The organism is Exiguobacterium sp. s28 (genome assembly GCF_018618135.1).
Classification (GTDB): Bacteria; Bacillota; Bacilli; order Exiguobacteriales; family Exiguobacteriaceae; genus Exiguobacterium; species Exiguobacterium mexicanum_A.
The window spans coordinates 52,160-66,304 of sequence record NZ_JACSLL010000004.1; the positions used below are offsets into that span (position 1 = coordinate 52,160).

At 53.1% G+C, this 14,145-nt stretch carries 19 protein-coding genes; 17 read left to right on the forward strand and 2 right to left on the reverse strand.

What is annotated here, in order from left to right; translation table 11 throughout:
• The first annotated feature begins 49 nt into the window (after positions 1-49).
• Positions 50-784 (forward strand): molybdate ABC transporter substrate-binding protein, encoded by a 735-nt coding sequence (modA, locus tag KNP78_RS06140; RefSeq protein WP_214823453.1) that lies wholly within the window; start codon positions 50-52, stop codon positions 782-784.
• On the forward strand, positions 781-1,422 hold the full coding sequence (gene modB / locus KNP78_RS06145; RefSeq protein ID WP_214823454.1) for a molybdate ABC transporter permease subunit: 642 nt from the start codon (positions 781-783) through the stop codon (positions 1,420-1,422). Before modA ends, modB begins: the two co-directional genes overlap by 4 nt.
• On the opposite strand, the gene KNP78_RS06150 is transcribed toward modB, so the two are convergent.
• Entirely contained in the window at positions 1,419-1,790 is a 372-nt protein-coding gene (locus KNP78_RS06150; RefSeq protein WP_034780581.1) for a DUF3221 domain-containing protein, read from the reverse strand. The genes modB and KNP78_RS06150 overlap by 4 nt on opposite strands.
• Positions 1,791-1,924: 134 nt before the next feature.
• Between KNP78_RS06150 and KNP78_RS06155 the strand changes: the two genes are divergently transcribed.
• The 7 genes from KNP78_RS06155 (at position 1,925) to KNP78_RS06185 (ending at position 7,621) form a co-directional block, all read left to right on the forward strand.
• Positions 1,925-3,052: an MFS transporter gene (locus tag KNP78_RS06155; RefSeq protein ID WP_214823455.1), complete on the forward strand. Its 1,128-nt coding sequence runs from the start codon at positions 1,925-1,927 to the stop codon at positions 3,050-3,052.
• Positions 3,033-3,320 (forward strand): hypothetical protein, encoded by a 288-nt coding sequence (locus KNP78_RS06160; protein ID WP_214823456.1) that lies wholly within the window; start codon positions 3,033-3,035, stop codon positions 3,318-3,320. Before KNP78_RS06155 ends, KNP78_RS06160 begins: the two co-directional genes overlap by 20 nt.
• A complete protein-coding gene (locus KNP78_RS06165; RefSeq protein WP_034780591.1) occupies positions 3,313-5,559 on the forward strand; it encodes a molybdopterin oxidoreductase family protein in 2,247 nt (748 codons plus the stop codon). Before KNP78_RS06160 ends, KNP78_RS06165 begins: the two co-directional genes overlap by 8 nt.
• Positions 5,556-6,098 (forward strand): 4Fe-4S dicluster domain-containing protein, encoded by a 543-nt coding sequence (locus KNP78_RS06170; RefSeq protein ID WP_015880388.1) that lies wholly within the window; start codon positions 5,556-5,558, stop codon positions 6,096-6,098. Before KNP78_RS06165 ends, KNP78_RS06170 begins: the two co-directional genes overlap by 4 nt.
• 20 nt (positions 6,099-6,118) lie before the next feature.
• The gene (locus KNP78_RS06175) at positions 6,119-6,625 is read left to right on the forward strand and encodes a QcrA and Rieske domain-containing protein (protein WP_034780593.1); all 507 of its coding nucleotides are present in this window, start codon (positions 6,119-6,121) and stop codon (positions 6,623-6,625) included.
• On the forward strand, positions 6,615-6,818 hold the full coding sequence (locus tag KNP78_RS06180) for a hypothetical protein (protein WP_214718588.1): 204 nt from the start codon (positions 6,615-6,617) through the stop codon (positions 6,816-6,818). Before KNP78_RS06175 ends, KNP78_RS06180 begins: the two co-directional genes overlap by 11 nt.
• A gap of 110 nt (positions 6,819-6,928) precedes the next feature.
• A complete protein-coding gene (locus KNP78_RS06185) occupies positions 6,929-7,621 on the forward strand; it encodes a Crp/Fnr family transcriptional regulator (protein ID WP_034780597.1) in 693 nt (230 codons plus the stop codon).
• Here the strand turns inward: KNP78_RS06185 and KNP78_RS06190 are convergent, their stop codons facing one another.
• Positions 7,622-8,134: a hypothetical protein gene (locus tag KNP78_RS06190; protein ID WP_214754328.1), complete on the reverse strand. Its 513-nt coding sequence runs from the start codon at positions 8,132-8,134 to the stop codon at positions 7,622-7,624. It abuts the gene before it with no gap.
• Between the two features lie 222 nt (positions 8,135-8,356).
• Here KNP78_RS06190 and KNP78_RS06195 point away from each other — a divergent pair, with 222 nt between their 5' ends.
• The 8 genes from KNP78_RS06195 (at position 8,357) to KNP78_RS06230 (ending at position 14,142) form a co-directional block, all read left to right on the forward strand.
• Positions 8,357-9,673: an MFS transporter gene (locus KNP78_RS06195; protein WP_211781932.1), complete on the forward strand. Its 1,317-nt coding sequence runs from the start codon at positions 8,357-8,359 to the stop codon at positions 9,671-9,673.
• A 63-nt stretch (positions 9,674-9,736) separates the two neighbouring features.
• Positions 9,737-10,744 carry a GTP 3',8-cyclase MoaA gene (moaA, locus tag KNP78_RS06200; RefSeq protein WP_214797395.1) on the forward strand — a complete coding sequence of 336 codons (1,008 nt, stop codon included), beginning with the start codon at positions 9,737-9,739 and terminating at the stop codon, positions 10,742-10,744.
• Positions 10,745-10,749: 5 nt separating this feature from the next.
• Positions 10,750-11,253: a MogA/MoaB family molybdenum cofactor biosynthesis protein gene (locus tag KNP78_RS06205; RefSeq protein ID WP_114164944.1), complete on the forward strand. Its 504-nt coding sequence runs from the start codon at positions 10,750-10,752 to the stop codon at positions 11,251-11,253.
• Positions 11,250-11,798 (forward strand): molybdenum cofactor guanylyltransferase, encoded by a 549-nt coding sequence (locus KNP78_RS06210; protein ID WP_214797396.1) that lies wholly within the window; start codon positions 11,250-11,252, stop codon positions 11,796-11,798. Before KNP78_RS06205 ends, KNP78_RS06210 begins: the two co-directional genes overlap by 4 nt.
• On the forward strand, positions 11,798-13,033 hold the full coding sequence (locus tag KNP78_RS06215; RefSeq protein ID WP_214797397.1) for a molybdopterin molybdotransferase MoeA: 1,236 nt from the start codon (positions 11,798-11,800) through the stop codon (positions 13,031-13,033). The genes KNP78_RS06210 and KNP78_RS06215 overlap by 1 nt, the downstream gene beginning before the upstream one ends.
• Positions 13,009-13,485 (forward strand): molybdopterin-guanine dinucleotide biosynthesis protein B, encoded by a 477-nt coding sequence (gene mobB / locus KNP78_RS06220; protein WP_034780611.1) that lies wholly within the window; start codon positions 13,009-13,011, stop codon positions 13,483-13,485. Before KNP78_RS06215 ends, mobB begins: the two co-directional genes overlap by 25 nt.
• The gene (locus KNP78_RS06225) at positions 13,463-13,918 is read left to right on the forward strand and encodes a molybdenum cofactor biosynthesis protein MoaE (RefSeq protein ID WP_015880399.1); all 456 of its coding nucleotides are present in this window, start codon (positions 13,463-13,465) and stop codon (positions 13,916-13,918) included. The genes mobB and KNP78_RS06225 overlap by 23 nt, the downstream gene beginning before the upstream one ends.
• Complete coding sequence (locus KNP78_RS06230) at positions 13,915-14,142, forward strand: MoaD/ThiS family protein (RefSeq protein WP_015880400.1); 228 nt, start codon at positions 13,915-13,917, stop codon at positions 14,140-14,142. The genes KNP78_RS06225 and KNP78_RS06230 overlap by 4 nt, the downstream gene beginning before the upstream one ends.
• The last annotated feature ends 3 nt before the right edge of the window (positions 14,143-14,145 follow it).

Here is a 14,145-nt window from a genome sequence, read left to right on the forward strand (position 1 = left end):
GAGGCAAATCAAGCGCTACGATAAAGGGGAGGCAAAGGAGTGATTAATCATGAAACGGGTGAGTGGAGTCATCGTAGGGGTGACGGTCGCCTTATTACTAAGTCAAGTCTGGTCGAGTTCAGATTCGGAGGACACCACCGTGACCATTTTGGCGGCGGCAAGCTTAGGACCGGCTTTAGAAGCGGTAGAGCGACAACTTGAAGCGGAATTCGATGGGATCGACGTTCGGGTCGTGACGAACGGGAGCGGCGCCTTGCGAGCACAAATCGATCACGGGTCTCCGGCAGATATCTTTTTAGCCGCGAGCGTTGATGATGTCGACCGATTACAAATCCCGATTCTAGAGCGGGATGCGTTTTTGCATAACGAGCTGTGGCTCGTGACACCGAAAGGGAGACCGTGCGCGGAGACGTGGGACGACTTAAACGCATGTGCTCGGATCGTCATCGGTGACCCGGTCAATGTCCCGGCCGGTCGCTACGCGAAAGCGGCGCTAGAAGTGGAAGGCGTGTGGGAGGAAGTGGAACCGCGAATCATGTTCGCCCAGAATGTGAGACAAGTGTTGACGCTCATCGAACAAGGCGACGCCAATGCGGGATTCGTCTATAAGACGGAACTGACGACGGACGTCGAGTCGCTTCAGGCGGTCCCGTTTGAAGCGACGGGTACGATCGCGTATCCGGCGGTCCGATTGACGCACAACCCATACGTGCGCGATGTTTACGCGCGTTTGTTTGACGATGATATCCAAGCTCACTTTTTAGCGAAAGGATTTTCTAAATGACGCAATCTCCACTTCAACTCACATTCGAAGTCGGGATGATGGCGACGGTGAGCGCCTTCATCCTCGCCTTCGGAGCGGCCTATTTCATGCATCACCGTCAATTCAAAGGAAAGCGGCTGTTGGAGACGGTGTTTTTACTGCCGCTCATCTTGCCGCCGACAGTCATCGGACTATACGCCTTGATTGTCCTCGGGAACAACGGGATCGGCGGATTGTTACCGATTACTATCTTGTTCACCAAACAGGCGAACGTCATCGCGTCCGCCTTGGCCGCGTTCCCACTCATCTACCAAACGATTCGTCTCGGTCTCAAACAACTCGATGCGGAATGGTATGAGGCCGGACGCGTGCTCGGCGGGTCAGAGCGTCAACTGTTCACCTACGTGACGATTCCGCTGCTGTTACCTGCGTTGACGAGCGGCTTTGTCCTCGGCTTCGCCCGATCAATCGGCGAGTTTGGGATTACGATGATGATTGCCGGAAATATCCCGGGCGAGACGATGACGCTCGCCACAGCGATTTATATGGCGACAATCAACGGAGATATGACCCAGGCACTCGTCTGGAGCGGATGGTTGGTTGGTTTGGCGTTTTTAGTCCTCTGGCTGAGTGAACGTTATGGCAAGCGTTCATATTAGTCGATCACGTCGATTTTTTTCACATAAGACCGGTTCGGAGTATTTAAGATACTCGGACCGGTCTTTTTCCAAATGTGGACGTGGTCTCCGACAGTGATTTGCTCGAACGTGGCTTTCACTTGAAACTTGAACCAGCTTACGTCTTCCGGTTCACTTTGTGCGAACAAGGTGTCAGGAGAGAGCGTGGCCTCTTCTGCGGTAATTCCGCTGATGACGAGTGCGGTGCGGTCAGATTCATTTATTTCAATCACATACCCCTCGACATCTGGTTCGGTCGTCGCTCGATTGGCGAAGACGAAACCGATGGAAAAGACGACGAGCATGGCCGCGATGGTGAGGAATAACATGATTTTAAGCGATGATTTCATAAGGGAACGCCTCCTTCGTTCATTATTCTGTCACGTCTCGAATCGCTTATCTGTGAAAAAAGTAACAGTTAAGTCGAGATGTCATCTTTATGATGAAACTATGAAGTCGCTCGGAAAGAGAAGGGGGAACACATATGTCCGATCGTTATTTTTATTCGACCGCCGCAAAGTGGTCGTTCGTAGGATTCACCGTCTTGGTGCTCTCGACATGGATCGCCTCGGCAGGATTTGAGCACGTAGACATGGCGCTGTTCGGCTACTATATCGCCGCCGTCATTTGCATGATTGGGATGGTCGTCCGCTTGACGTTATTTTTTGCACGGCCGGCCACCTCACAAGTATTGAAGCGGAGCCTCAAACAAATAAAGGCAGAAAAGAAACGGGCCAGCAAGGCCGTCGCCGCCACGACCGTCAACAATATTGTCTTACAGAAGTTCATCTGGGAACGTGGCTGGTACCGCTGGACCCAACATATGTTGATTGCCTGGGGATGTCTCGGGTCGTTCGCCATCACATTCGGGCTGACGTTCCAATGGATGCGGTTTGATTTGATTGATATCGAGACGTATCAGATTGTCGTCTTTAACATCCCGACCATCAAGATGGCTGCGCACGGGTTGTTCGCGGAGCTCGTCTATAACGGGTTGAACATCACCGCGCTCATGTTGCTCGTCGGCGTGCTCATGGCACTCTATCGCCGGATCAACGACCAGGACGTGAAAGTGACCCAGCGGTTCGAATTTGATATTTTACCGCTCCTCATGTTGCTCATCGTCACTGTCTCGGGGTTGTTGTTGACCGTGTCGTATGTATTCTTCGGAGGCTTCATCCATCACGAGCTCGCCTTGTTCCATCAATTGACCGTCATCATCTTTTTATGTTACTTCCCGTTCGGTAAACTGTTCCACTTGCCGGTCCGACCGATGGCGGCCAGCGTCCCGATGAACTACCGGGAAGTCGAAGCGGATGAGACCCGTGTCTGCGCCGGGTGCGGGACACGTTATGCGACGGATAATCAAGTCGAGGACGTCCAAGCGATTTTGCAAGCACAGACGATCCAGCTCGGGCTCAGTGACGGGACCCAGCTCTCCGATTACTGCCAACCGTGTCGACGTTCGATGCGTGTGAAGATGCAATTGAACTTGATGAACGGACAGTTACCGACACACCCGGTCGATACGAACACGGGCATGTCGATGCCAGGATTCGGCCGACCGAAGGAGACGAAAGGTGAGGCAAAAGATGAGACACCTGTGCGTTAAGTGCGGCGAACCGACCGGCACGCTTGAAGAGATTGAACAAGTGAAACAATTGCTCGAGGGGTCGGACCAACTCGTGAAAGTCGATGTGGCGCACACGGTCCAAGACCTCTGTCACGCCTGTCGTCGTCGCGCCCGGCTCGATTCGGCGCTCGGACGGCCCGGAAGTGACGGGATGCATTATCCGCTTCAAACGATTAACGGCTATCACGTCAGTGGATTTTCAAAACGAAGAGCGGAAACGTTCTATGGAGGGGAAGACGATGAGTGACTTTTTAACGTCGCCAGAAGTACAGAATTTAATCAAACCGGGTGAAAAGTTGATCACGACCCACTGTTGTTACTGTGGCATGCAGTGCGGCATGCATATCCGGGTCGATGAGAAAACCGGGGCCGTCAAAGGCGTTGAACCACGCTACGATTTCCCGGTCAACAAAGGAAAACTTTGTCCGAAAGGCGTCACGGCCTATCAAACGATCGAACATCCGGACCGCATCATGACTCCGCTCATCAAACGGAACGGCAAGTTTGAAAAAGCGACATGGGAAGAAGCGCTCGACGTGATCGAAGCGAACTTTAAACGCATTCAACGAGAGCATGGGAAAGATGCGGTGTCCGTCTTCGGCGGCGTCTCGATGACGAATGAAAAATGTTACCTCGTCGGGAAGTATGCCCGGGTCGCACTCGGCACACGGTTCATCGATTACAACGGTCGCTTCTGCATGTCGTCAGCTGCCGGCGGTTTCTTAAAGACACTTGGGATTGACCGCGGAGCGACGCTTCCATGGACGGAGTTCGAGCACGTCGACACATTCTTTGTCGCCGGTTCGAATATTGCCGAATGTCATCCGACGACGACACAACATATTTGGAAGGCGAAAGACAAAGGCGCGAAAATCATCGTCGCCGACCCGCGTGAAATTCCGATGGCGCGCGTCGCCGATGTCCATCTCGATTTGAAGCCAGGGACGGATGCGGCGCTTGCGATGGGACTGCTCAACTTTTTAGTCGAACACGATTATGTTGATCAAGCGTACGTGGATGAGCGTTGCGATAACTACGAAGAGTTGAAAGCGTCGGTCCGAGACTGGACGCTCGAGCGGACAAGTGAGGTGACCGGTGTCGCCATCGAAAAACTCGAGAAGGCCGGTCATATTTACGGGAAGAGCCCACGTTCGGTCATGTTGTTCGCCCGCGGCGTCGAACAACAGTCAAAAGGCGTCGACAATGTCTCGCTCTATACGTCGATGGCGCTCTTACGAGGCATGATTGGGAAGTTTGCTTCGGGCGTCGCCACGATGACGGGGCAAGGGAACGGGCAGGGTGGACGAGAACATGGACAAAAAGCAGACCTGTTACCAGGCTACCGGAAATTAACTGACCCGAAAGCCGTTGAATATGTGAGCGGGGTTTGGGGCATCGATCCTTCAGAGATGCCAAAACCAGGTGTGTCCGCGTTCGAAATGTTCGATGAGATTCAAGCGGGAACGATTCGGGCGATGCACCTCATGTGTTCGAACCCAGCCGTTTCAGCACCGAACCTTCCGTACGTGTGGGACAGCTTCAACAAACTCGATTTCTTCGTCGTCAGTGACTTCTTCATGTCGGAATCTTGTGAGTTCGCTGATGTCGTCTTACCGGCTTGTTCGTGGGCCGAAGACGAAGGGACGACGACAAACCTAGAAGGACGTGTCATTCGAATCCGGAAAGTGCGCGAACCGCTCGGGGATTCGCTCCCAGACTGGGAAATCATGAAGCGGATCGCTGAGCGGATGGGACGTGGACAGTACTTCCCATACGAGACGGCGCGTGACATTTGGGAAGAGTTCCGCATCGCGACGAAAGGTGGAGCGGCTGACTACTCTGGGATCACATGGGAACGAATCGACGACGAGTATGGTGTCTTTTGGCCATGTCCGTCCGAAGATCATCCCGGCACACCGACGATGTTCAAAGAACGGTTTGGAACGGCGAACGGAAAAGCGAATTTGCCTGTCGTCACATATCGGCCGGCCGGTGAATATGCGAATGAAGAATATCCGGTCACGCTCACGACAGGGCGGGTCGTCTTCCATTACTTGTCGGGCAATCAGACGCGCCGTGTCGACTTCTTGAGCACGATGTCAAAACTGCCGTTCGTGGAAATCCATCCGGAGTTGGCATCAAGTTATAGCCTTCAAACGGGCGACAAAGTCGAACTCCGCACACGTCGCGGATCGATGGTCGTCGAAGCACGTTTGACGAAGGCGATTCGAAAAGATACGGTCTTCGTCCCTTATCATTGGGGCAAGGAGCTCGCCATCAATCAATTGACGAACCCGTGTCTCGATCCGATGTCACGCATGCCGGAGTTCAAGGTATGTGCGGTACAAATGAAAAAGTTACCGGCCAACACCCCGTTACACATTAATCCGTTGACGGTCCCGCTCGGATCAAGCGTGCCGTTCATGGCGGACCATGCGATTGCGACGAGCTGTCACGTCATGGATGAGGAGGTTCATACGAAATGAATAAGGTCATGTATTTAGAGTTTGAACGTTGTATCGGCTGTCGGGCCTGTCAGGCAGCTTGCCGCGAATGCGGGGACCACGAGGGGCTCGAGCGCAACTATGTGGATTATATCGATTTCTCGGAGAACCGTCAGACGTTCCCAATGATCTGTATGCAGTGTAAAAATCCGGCTTGTGCTCAAGTGTGTCCGGCCAATGCGATTCAAATCACGCCAGAGGGCGTCGTGTTATCGGCTTCGGAAGAAAAATGTATCGGCTGCCGGAACTGTACGTTCGCTTGTCCGTTCGGGATTCCGAAGTTCGACTTTGAGAAGAATAAGATGTATAAGTGCGACATGTGTTACGACCGCTCCAAACATGATATCGCGCCGATGTGTGCGTCGGTTTGTCCGTCAGATGCGATTCGCTTCATCGACCATGACGAGATGATGCAACTCCGTCGTCAACGCGTCCAAATGAACATGATCGAAGGGAAAAAGCCTTCGCAAGACGATAAATGGAATTACGTCCCTGAATTCTTTGGCGTCTATTCCGATTGAGATGGAAAGGAAGATGACTTATGTCAAATGAATCAAAAGACCGGGAACGGTTATCCGCACTCGTCGATAACTTGAGCCGGGCCGATGACGTGAAACTGAATCGACGGGCGTTCATCAAATCAACGTTCGGCGCCGGTATCGCACTCGGTCTCGCGACCGTCCCGTTCAATATCGCGGCCTTCGTTCGAAGCGAGCCGAGAACTGACCGTCAGTTCATCACGACGGTCGAGGCGCTAGAGCGCGGGAAATCACTCGAATTTGAATATCCGGGTACGGAACCATCGTTGCTCGTTCATTTAAAGAATGGTGAGTTCGTTGCCTATAACAACAAATGCACCCATCTGCAGTGCCCGGTGTTTTACGTAGAGGAGGAGGACGTACTCCTCTGTCCGTGCCACCGTGGTTACTTCGGTGTCGACGGCCAACCACAGGCCGGTCCGCCGCAGCGGGAACTCCCTAAAATCTTGCTTGAAATCGAGAACGGGAAGATTTTTGCGGTCGGAAGAGAGATTCATCATGGGGCGTAACGGTTGGAGTTTAATCGGATTGGTCATATTGCTCGCGACGAACATGGTACTCTTGCAATATACAATTGAGAGCTACATGGTGTATGATCATGCCTCGATGCGACTGTATATGATCATCGCTGTCATCAATGTCGGATTGATCGGCTTATTATATCGATATTGGAAAAAAATTGAATATCGTACGAAAGAATAGTCCTCCCCTTGAAACGCTTCCAAATGTTGATTGCGTTTCGAGGGGGTTTGTGTTTAGAATGAAGGCAAGCTTTAATATGGCGCAACGTGTTTTAAGGAAGGTCGGTGGAAATGGCTCATTCAAGTAAAGCGATGGTGCTCGAGGAAACAAAAAAATTGGCACATCGAATCATTCATGTCCCAAAAGGCGGTTTTCTGTTCCGAGAACAAGAAGACGCAGCTGAATTTTATATTGTAAAGAGTGGACTGATCCAAATTTCGAAATTGACGGAAAATGGAAAAGAATTGACGTTACGTTGTTTAAGCGCTGAGGCTTGTTGCGGAGAGTTGACGTTATTCGCAATCGAACCAAAATATTTATTTAACGCCAAGGCGTTAGAAGATAGTGAAATTTATGCGGTCAAAATCGAGCGTATTGAAACGATGATTTTGTCGTCGAACCCGGAATTCGTCCGCGAGTTCATGGTCATGATCAACGAACATATGCGGAAACAGCATACGAAATTTAGAGACTTGGTATTGAACGGGAAAAAAGGAGCGCTCTACTCGACGCTCATTCGTATGGCGAACAGCTATGGGGTGGAAGTCGAAGACGGCATTCTCATCGACTTGAAACTGAAAAACCAAGAGCTCGCCAACTATTGCGGGACATCGCGTGAACGCGTGAACCGCATGTTGAACGAGCTCGCTCAAGAAGGGATTATTTCGCTCCCTTCCCGTCAAATCATTATCCATGACCTCGACCGGTTGAAACTGCTCAACCATTGTGAGGACTGTCCGGTCTCGGTCTGTGTCATCGATTGATCACATTACGGCGGCAAGTGATAGCTCGCCCTCGAAATGTTCTAACCCATCGGCCTCGATTGTACAGGCCGATACATAAAAATCGCCATCTTCCATCAACTCATAAGACCGGAGCACGCCTTCGGCTAGCTTGACCCCGTTAGCACGGACCTCGACGACGACACCTTCCATCGAGCGAACGCGCGCTGCGGACAAAAAGTCCAGCCAACGTTTGAAGTGGCGATAGACGGTGACCACCGTCCCGTCCCCTAAGTAGCCGATGACCGCCTGGGTATCATCGATCGTCACGTCGTGGTTTGTATCGATCCGAACGAGCAAGGTGTGCAGCGCTTGTAGTTCTTCCATCGGACTTTCCAGTGGGAACGTGATATCGAGCCCCGTCTCGGTGAATGCAGCCTCGGCGATCGCGACGCCGAAGACACGGAACACGTGGGCCCCGTCTTGACTGAAGAAATATGGTTGTAGCGCCAAGCGAACTTCGGGCGCACAGTGGATTTGAATGAGATGTGACAAATTAATCCCTCCTCTATTCCTTATCGTAAGGAATCGGGGAGGGTTTTTCTGTGTTCAATGTCACAGAAACAAAAGATAGGCGATTTTGTCACAGATTGATGACAGGGTGAGAAAAAAACTCAAGATGCGAAATAAGTGTGAAAGAAGGCACACTTTTTTAAGAGGACGGTCGATAGGATGGGATTAGGGTACGAATTGAACCGTTAAGAGGAGGAATAGACCATGCAACAATTAGACAAAGGGTCACACGCACTCGCCGAGTGGAAGCCGGAGGATGTGGGATTTTGGGAAGGGACGGGAAAACAAGTCGCCAATCGGAACTTGCTCGTCTCGGTCCCGGCACTGACGCTTGCATTCATCGTCTGGCAAATGTGGTCGGTCGCGGCCGTCCAATTGAATTCAATCGGGTTTAGCTTTACGCAAGGCCAGTTGTTCACGTTGGCCGCCCTACCTGGACTCGTCGGGGCGACGTTGCGCTTTTTCTATACGTTCGCAAACAGTATATTCGGCGGTCGGAACTGGACGATCTTCTCGACATCGATTTTGTTGTTGCCGCTCCTAGGCATCGCCTATGCCGTTCAAAACGTCAATACGCCGTATTGGGTATTCATGATTTTGGCCGCACTTTGCGGACTAGGCGGCGGAAACTTCTCGTCATCAAACGCCAACATCGGCGCGTTTTATCCGAAAGCGAAAAAAGGGACGGCGCTAGGGATTAACGGAGGCATCGGGAACTTGGGCGTCTCGCTCGTCCAATTGATCACACCGCTCGTCATCACGACAAGTATTTTCGGGTTCATCGGCGGGAACGCACTCGTGACCGAGACCGGCGAAGAGATTTGGCTTCAAAACGCCGCGCTCCTTTGGGTCGTGCCGACCATCATTTTGACGGTCTGCGCATACTTGTTCATGGATAACTTACCGACCGCGCGTCAATCGCTTCGTGAACAGGCGAGCGTGTTTAAAGACAAACATTTTTGGATTCAAACGTTGCTCTACACGGCGGCGTTCGGTTCCTTCATTGGATATGCCGCAGCGTTCCCGATGATTTTAAAGTTAAAGTTCCCTGAGTCGGACTTGATGGCGCTCGCCTTCCTTGGTGCATTCCTTGGCGCCTCTTCGCGTCCGTTCGGGGGCTGGATCAGTGATAAGATCGGAGCGGCCAAAGTGACATTAATCGTGTTCGGAATCATGGCGCTCGGTACGATCAGTGTCATCATGGCCATCACGAACAGCAACTTGACGATGTTTTTCATCTCCTTCGTCGTCTTGTTCATCGCAACAGGACTCAACTCTGGAGCGACGTTCGCGATGATTCCCCACGTGTTCGTGGCGACGAAGACACCGGCCGTCGTCGGATTCTCGGCAGCGTTTGCTGCTTACGGAGCCTTCTTCATTCCGAAGATGTTCGGTTGGTCGCTCGAGCTCGTCGGTTCGTTCAACGGTGCGTTGTTCGTCATGCTAGGGCTCTATGCGATCTCGATTGCCACCACAATTTATTATTACTTGCGCAGCGGTGCTGAAAAGCCGATTCGCTGACAAATCGACGCAGGGACTGTGAGGGTCCCTGCTGTCGTTGATGGATAGAAAGGATGAACCAAGATGACACCATGGACCGATCGACGGAGACGACCGTTGGAAGACTTACGCATCTCAGTCATTGATAAATGCAACTTTCGTTGCCGATACTGCATGCCGGAAGAGGCGTTCCGCCACCACCAATTTTTAAAACGAGATGAGTTGTTATCGTTTGACGAGATCGAGCGCTTCGTTCGCATCATCGCCCCACACGGCGTGAAAAAAGTGCGTCTGACCGGGGGCGAACCGCTACTCAGGCCGAATCTCGATGAACTGATTCGCCGCCTTCGCGCGGTCACGACCATCGAGACGATCGGGTTGACGACGAACGGCGTCTATTTAGAACGGATGGCGAAAGTGTTGAAGCAAGCTGGGCTCGACCGGGTCAACGTCAGTCTAGACGCCTTATCGGCCGAGACGTTCGGGATGATGAACGGACGCGGCACGTCGCCCGAGACGGTATTACGAGGAATCGATGAGGCGAAACGGCAAGGGCTCGAAGTGAAAGTGAACATGGTCGTCCGAAAAGGCTGGAACGATCATGAAGTCGCCCCTATGGCCGCGTATTTCAAAGAACGGAACATCACGCTCCGTTACATCGAGTTCATGGATGTCGGCACGGCGAATGAATGGAACGTCGAACATGTCGTGTCGTCTGAATCGATTCTTGAGGTGTTGAAACAACGAAATGGATTACTTGAACCGCTTGCACCCGAAACACTAGGAGAAGTCGCGCAACGTTACCGTTACACGGATGGGGCGCAAGTCGGCTTCATCTCTTCGGTCAGCCAACCGTTCTGCGGAACGTGTACGCGAGGCCGCCTATCGAGTGACGGCAAATGGTACACGTGCCTGTTCGCTGAAGACGGGACCGATATCCGCGAATTGCTCCGCAGTGGGGCGAGCGATGAATTGATCGCCATGACACTGAAAATGGTATGGGAAGTACGGGACGACCGCTATTCGGAAGAACGGTCACAAACTGGGAGTCGGACACGTAACCGGATTGAAATGAGTTATATCGGAGGATGAAGACGATGCAAGCACACAACCATGTACATCAAAACACACAGCGTGTCCGGGCAGCGATTTTAACGATCTCGGATACGCGCACACTCGATACGGACGTGTCAGGCGAACATATTTGCACGCTGTTAAAAGAAGAAGCACACACGGTCACATACCGTGAGATCACGAAAGATGACCCATTTGAAATCGAAGCGGCTGTCAGACGAATGGTCGACGAAAAAATGGATGTCATCTTGACGACCGGAGGAACGGGCATCACGAAACGGGACGTCACCATTGAGACGATTCGACCGCTGCTTGACCGGGAAATGGTCGGCTTCGGCGAGTTGTTCCGTTATGTCAGCTTCACGGAAGATATCGGACCGGCGGCGATGTTGTCGCGAGCTTTAGCAGGACGCATCGGGGATACGATCATCTTTTCGATGCCAGGGTCGCGAGGCGCCGTCGACTTGGCGATGACTCGCTTGATTCTCCCTGAGCTCTCCCATATCGTCTGGGAAGCGACACGATGATTGGGATCGTCTTGGCAGGCGGGAAGTCACGTCGGTTCGGGTCTCCCAAATGGAAAGCCCGTTATGAGGACGTCTCGTTTGAAGACCGGGCACGACAGACGCTTAGTACCACGACGACGTCCCAATGGAGCGTCGTGCCGGCCGGACAGTCGATGACACCCTATCAACTCGAAGACGACAGAGAATGGTGCGGCATGGGGCCGCTCGCTGGCATCGTCACCGTCATGCGGCACGTCCCGGCTGAATGGTATGCCATCTGTGCGTGTGATACACCTTTGTTGCCGCCGACCGTTTATGAACGGCTTGCGATAGAACGAGGGAATCAGCCGGTTGTCGCCTACGCCGACAATCGAATCCATCCGCTCATCGCCTTGTATCCCCGCTCGATACTGTCCCAGTTCGAATCCGCGTTACGTCGAGGCGAACGGGCGGTCATGCCTCACTTGACAGAGGCGACAATCGTCTCGTTTGCTGAACGGGACTGGTTTAAAAATGTGAACACACTGAGAGATTATGAAGAAGTGCTAGGAAAGGAAGTGGAGTAATGGAAAAGGGATCGACGCTATTTCGTAAGCCGCTCGCCGTTGACGAGGCGGTCGCACGCGTCGAAGAAGCGACGGGGAGAGGTCGGACGGAAACGGTACCGTTGCATCGGACGAACGGACGGATTTTAGCGATGGATCTCGTCGCGACGCATGACGTTCCGGCGTTTGACAAGTCGCCATATGACGGTTTTGCTGTCCGTTCCGCGGACTTGTTGACTGCGAACCGCGATGAACCGGTGACATTACCCATTCAATACGTTCAGGGAGCTGGACACGTCGGAGAACCGCTCCGCGCCGGCGAGGCGATTCGCATCATGACCGGGGCAAAAATTCCAGACGGAGCCGATGCGGTCGTCATGCTCGAGCTCGTACAAGCGGATGAACGAGTCGTGACGTTCAAACGACCGGCCCGTGATGCCAACATCTCCTATCGCGGGGAAGATGTGGCGGCAGGAACGCATATCGTCGGCCGAGGCACCCGCATCAATCCAGGCGTCATCGCCTTGCTCGCAACGTTCGGCTATGAACAAGTCGACGTGTACGTGAAACCACACATCACCGTGTTCGCGACTGGAGACGAGCTCGTCGAACCGGGGCGGAAGAAAGCCGACGGGCAAATTTATAATTCGAATGCGTATATGATTCTTGCCCAAATCGAGGAGCTTGGCGGCGCGGCAACGTATGGCGGCATCTTGCCGGATACGTTCACTTCGACGAAGCGGGCGGTCGAAGAAGCGCTTCAGACGAGTGATGCCATCGTCACGACAGGCGGGGTATCGGTCGGCGATTTCGATTATTTACCGGATGTGTATGAGGCGCTCGGAGCGACAGTACTGTTTAATAAAGTCGGGATGCGGCCAGGATCCGTCACGACGGTCGCGCATGTCGAAGGTCGGCTGTTGTTCGGTTTATCCGGCAATCCGTCTGCCTGTTTTGTCGGCACGGAACTGTTTGTCGGTACGTACATGAAGACGTTGTTCGGACAAACGGAACGTCCTGTCATTTTGGCGGAACTCGGTGTCGATTTCCCGAAACCGAATCCGTTCGACCGCTTCGTCCGTGGACATGTGACGATTGATGCGACCGGGCAGACGGTCGTTCATCCGAGCGGTAAAGATAAGTCGGGCATCGTCTCCTCGCTCGCGACGTGTAACGCGTTGATTCATCTGCCAGGCGGGACGAGAGGGTTTCAGAAAGGAGACACGGTGCGATGTCGAATCATCGATCGGCTTTGATTTTACAAGTGGTCGGCTATCAAAATAGCGGCAAGACATCGTTCGTCTCCGAGCTGACAACACGCTTGTCGGCGACGGGGCTCCGTGTCGGCGTCATCAAGCACCACGGTCACGGAGGGTCGTTCGACTTGCCGATGACTGACTCGCACCGTCACGCGTTGGCCGGTGCCGTGCTATCGAGTGTGATCGGTGAGGACGGGACGTTGATCGAGTGGCAAGCGGTCGATACGTTTGAATTGCTCCTCAACTGGTACGAGGCGCACGTCGACATCGTGCTAATCGAAGGATACAAACGGAAAGATTATCCGAAAGTGGTGCTCGTGCGAGACGGGCATGAACAACCGGTCGATGTGACGAACGTGATCGCACGCGGAGACTCCGTGGCAGACAAGGACCGGTTGATGCGTTCAGTGGAAAGGTGGATGGAGGATGAAATGGTATCAAGTGAATGAACATCCGCTCGAACCGATGGCACTTTACGAAACGGTCCGACATCGAAACGTCGGGGCGGTCGTGCTGTTTATCGGGACGGTGCGGGAAATGACTGGTTCCAAACAGACCGAACTCTTGGAGTATGAATCATACGTACCGATGGCCGAGAAGATGCTCGAACAAATCGCGAAAGAAGTAGCGGAACGTTGGCCTGGTGCGTTGACGGCGATCCATCACCGGATTGGACGACTCGATATCATGGAAGAAGCGGTCGTCATCGCGACGAGTTCTTCCCATCGCGCCGACGCCTACGAGGCGAATCGTTACGCCATCGAACGGATTAAAGAAATTGTCCCGATTTGGAAACGGGAGCATTGGACCGACGGCACGAAATGGATGGGTGATCAAAAAGAACAACACCCAGGACGCCCGGAAGGAGTGACGTACACATGATTGAGGTATTATGTTTTGCCCACGTGGCAGAAGAGTTGGCGGTCCGGTCCTATACCGTTTCAGCGCCACAAACAATCGCCGCCTTGCGAGCGGATTTGGCCGAGCGGGGCGTGTCAGGAGCGGAACGTCTCATGTTCGCGGTCAATGAGCGCTATGAGACGGACGAATACACGGTTGCAGACGGGGACACGGTCGCCGTCATTCCAATGGTGAGCGGAGGGTAAACG

Coding starts and splice junctions, on each gene's coding strand:
- modA (WP_214823453.1), top strand. CDS start 50: ATGAAACGGGTGAGTGGAGTCATCGTAGGGGTGACGGTCGCCTTATTA.
- modB (WP_214823454.1), top strand. CDS start 781: ATGACGCAATCTCCACTTCAACTCACATTCGAAGTCGGGATGATGGCG.
- KNP78_RS06150 (WP_034780581.1), bottom strand. CDS start 1,790: ATGAAATCATCGCTTAAAATCATGTTATTCCTCACCATCGCGGCCATG.
- KNP78_RS06155 (WP_214823455.1), top strand. CDS start 1,925: ATGTCCGATCGTTATTTTTATTCGACCGCCGCAAAGTGGTCGTTCGTA.
- KNP78_RS06160 (WP_214823456.1), top strand. CDS start 3,033: ATGAGACACCTGTGCGTTAAGTGCGGCGAACCGACCGGCACGCTTGAA.
- KNP78_RS06165 (WP_034780591.1), top strand. CDS start 3,313: ATGAGTGACTTTTTAACGTCGCCAGAAGTACAGAATTTAATCAAACCG.
- KNP78_RS06170 (WP_015880388.1), top strand. CDS start 5,556: ATGAATAAGGTCATGTATTTAGAGTTTGAACGTTGTATCGGCTGTCGG.
- KNP78_RS06175 (WP_034780593.1), top strand. CDS start 6,119: ATGTCAAATGAATCAAAAGACCGGGAACGGTTATCCGCACTCGTCGAT.
- KNP78_RS06180 (WP_214718588.1), top strand. CDS start 6,615: ATGGGGCGTAACGGTTGGAGTTTAATCGGATTGGTCATATTGCTCGCG.
- KNP78_RS06185 (WP_034780597.1), top strand. CDS start 6,929: ATGGCTCATTCAAGTAAAGCGATGGTGCTCGAGGAAACAAAAAAATTG.
- KNP78_RS06195 (WP_211781932.1), top strand. CDS start 8,357: ATGCAACAATTAGACAAAGGGTCACACGCACTCGCCGAGTGGAAGCCG.
- moaA (WP_214797395.1), top strand. CDS start 9,737: ATGACACCATGGACCGATCGACGGAGACGACCGTTGGAAGACTTACGC.
- KNP78_RS06205 (WP_114164944.1), top strand. CDS start 10,750: ATGCAAGCACACAACCATGTACATCAAAACACACAGCGTGTCCGGGCA.
- KNP78_RS06210 (WP_214797396.1), top strand. CDS start 11,250: ATGATTGGGATCGTCTTGGCAGGCGGGAAGTCACGTCGGTTCGGGTCT.
- KNP78_RS06215 (WP_214797397.1), top strand. CDS start 11,798: ATGGAAAAGGGATCGACGCTATTTCGTAAGCCGCTCGCCGTTGACGAG.
- mobB (WP_034780611.1), top strand. CDS start 13,009: ATGTCGAATCATCGATCGGCTTTGATTTTACAAGTGGTCGGCTATCAA.
- KNP78_RS06225 (WP_015880399.1), top strand. CDS start 13,463: ATGAAATGGTATCAAGTGAATGAACATCCGCTCGAACCGATGGCACTT.
- KNP78_RS06230 (WP_015880400.1), top strand. CDS start 13,915: ATGATTGAGGTATTATGTTTTGCCCACGTGGCAGAAGAGTTGGCGGTC.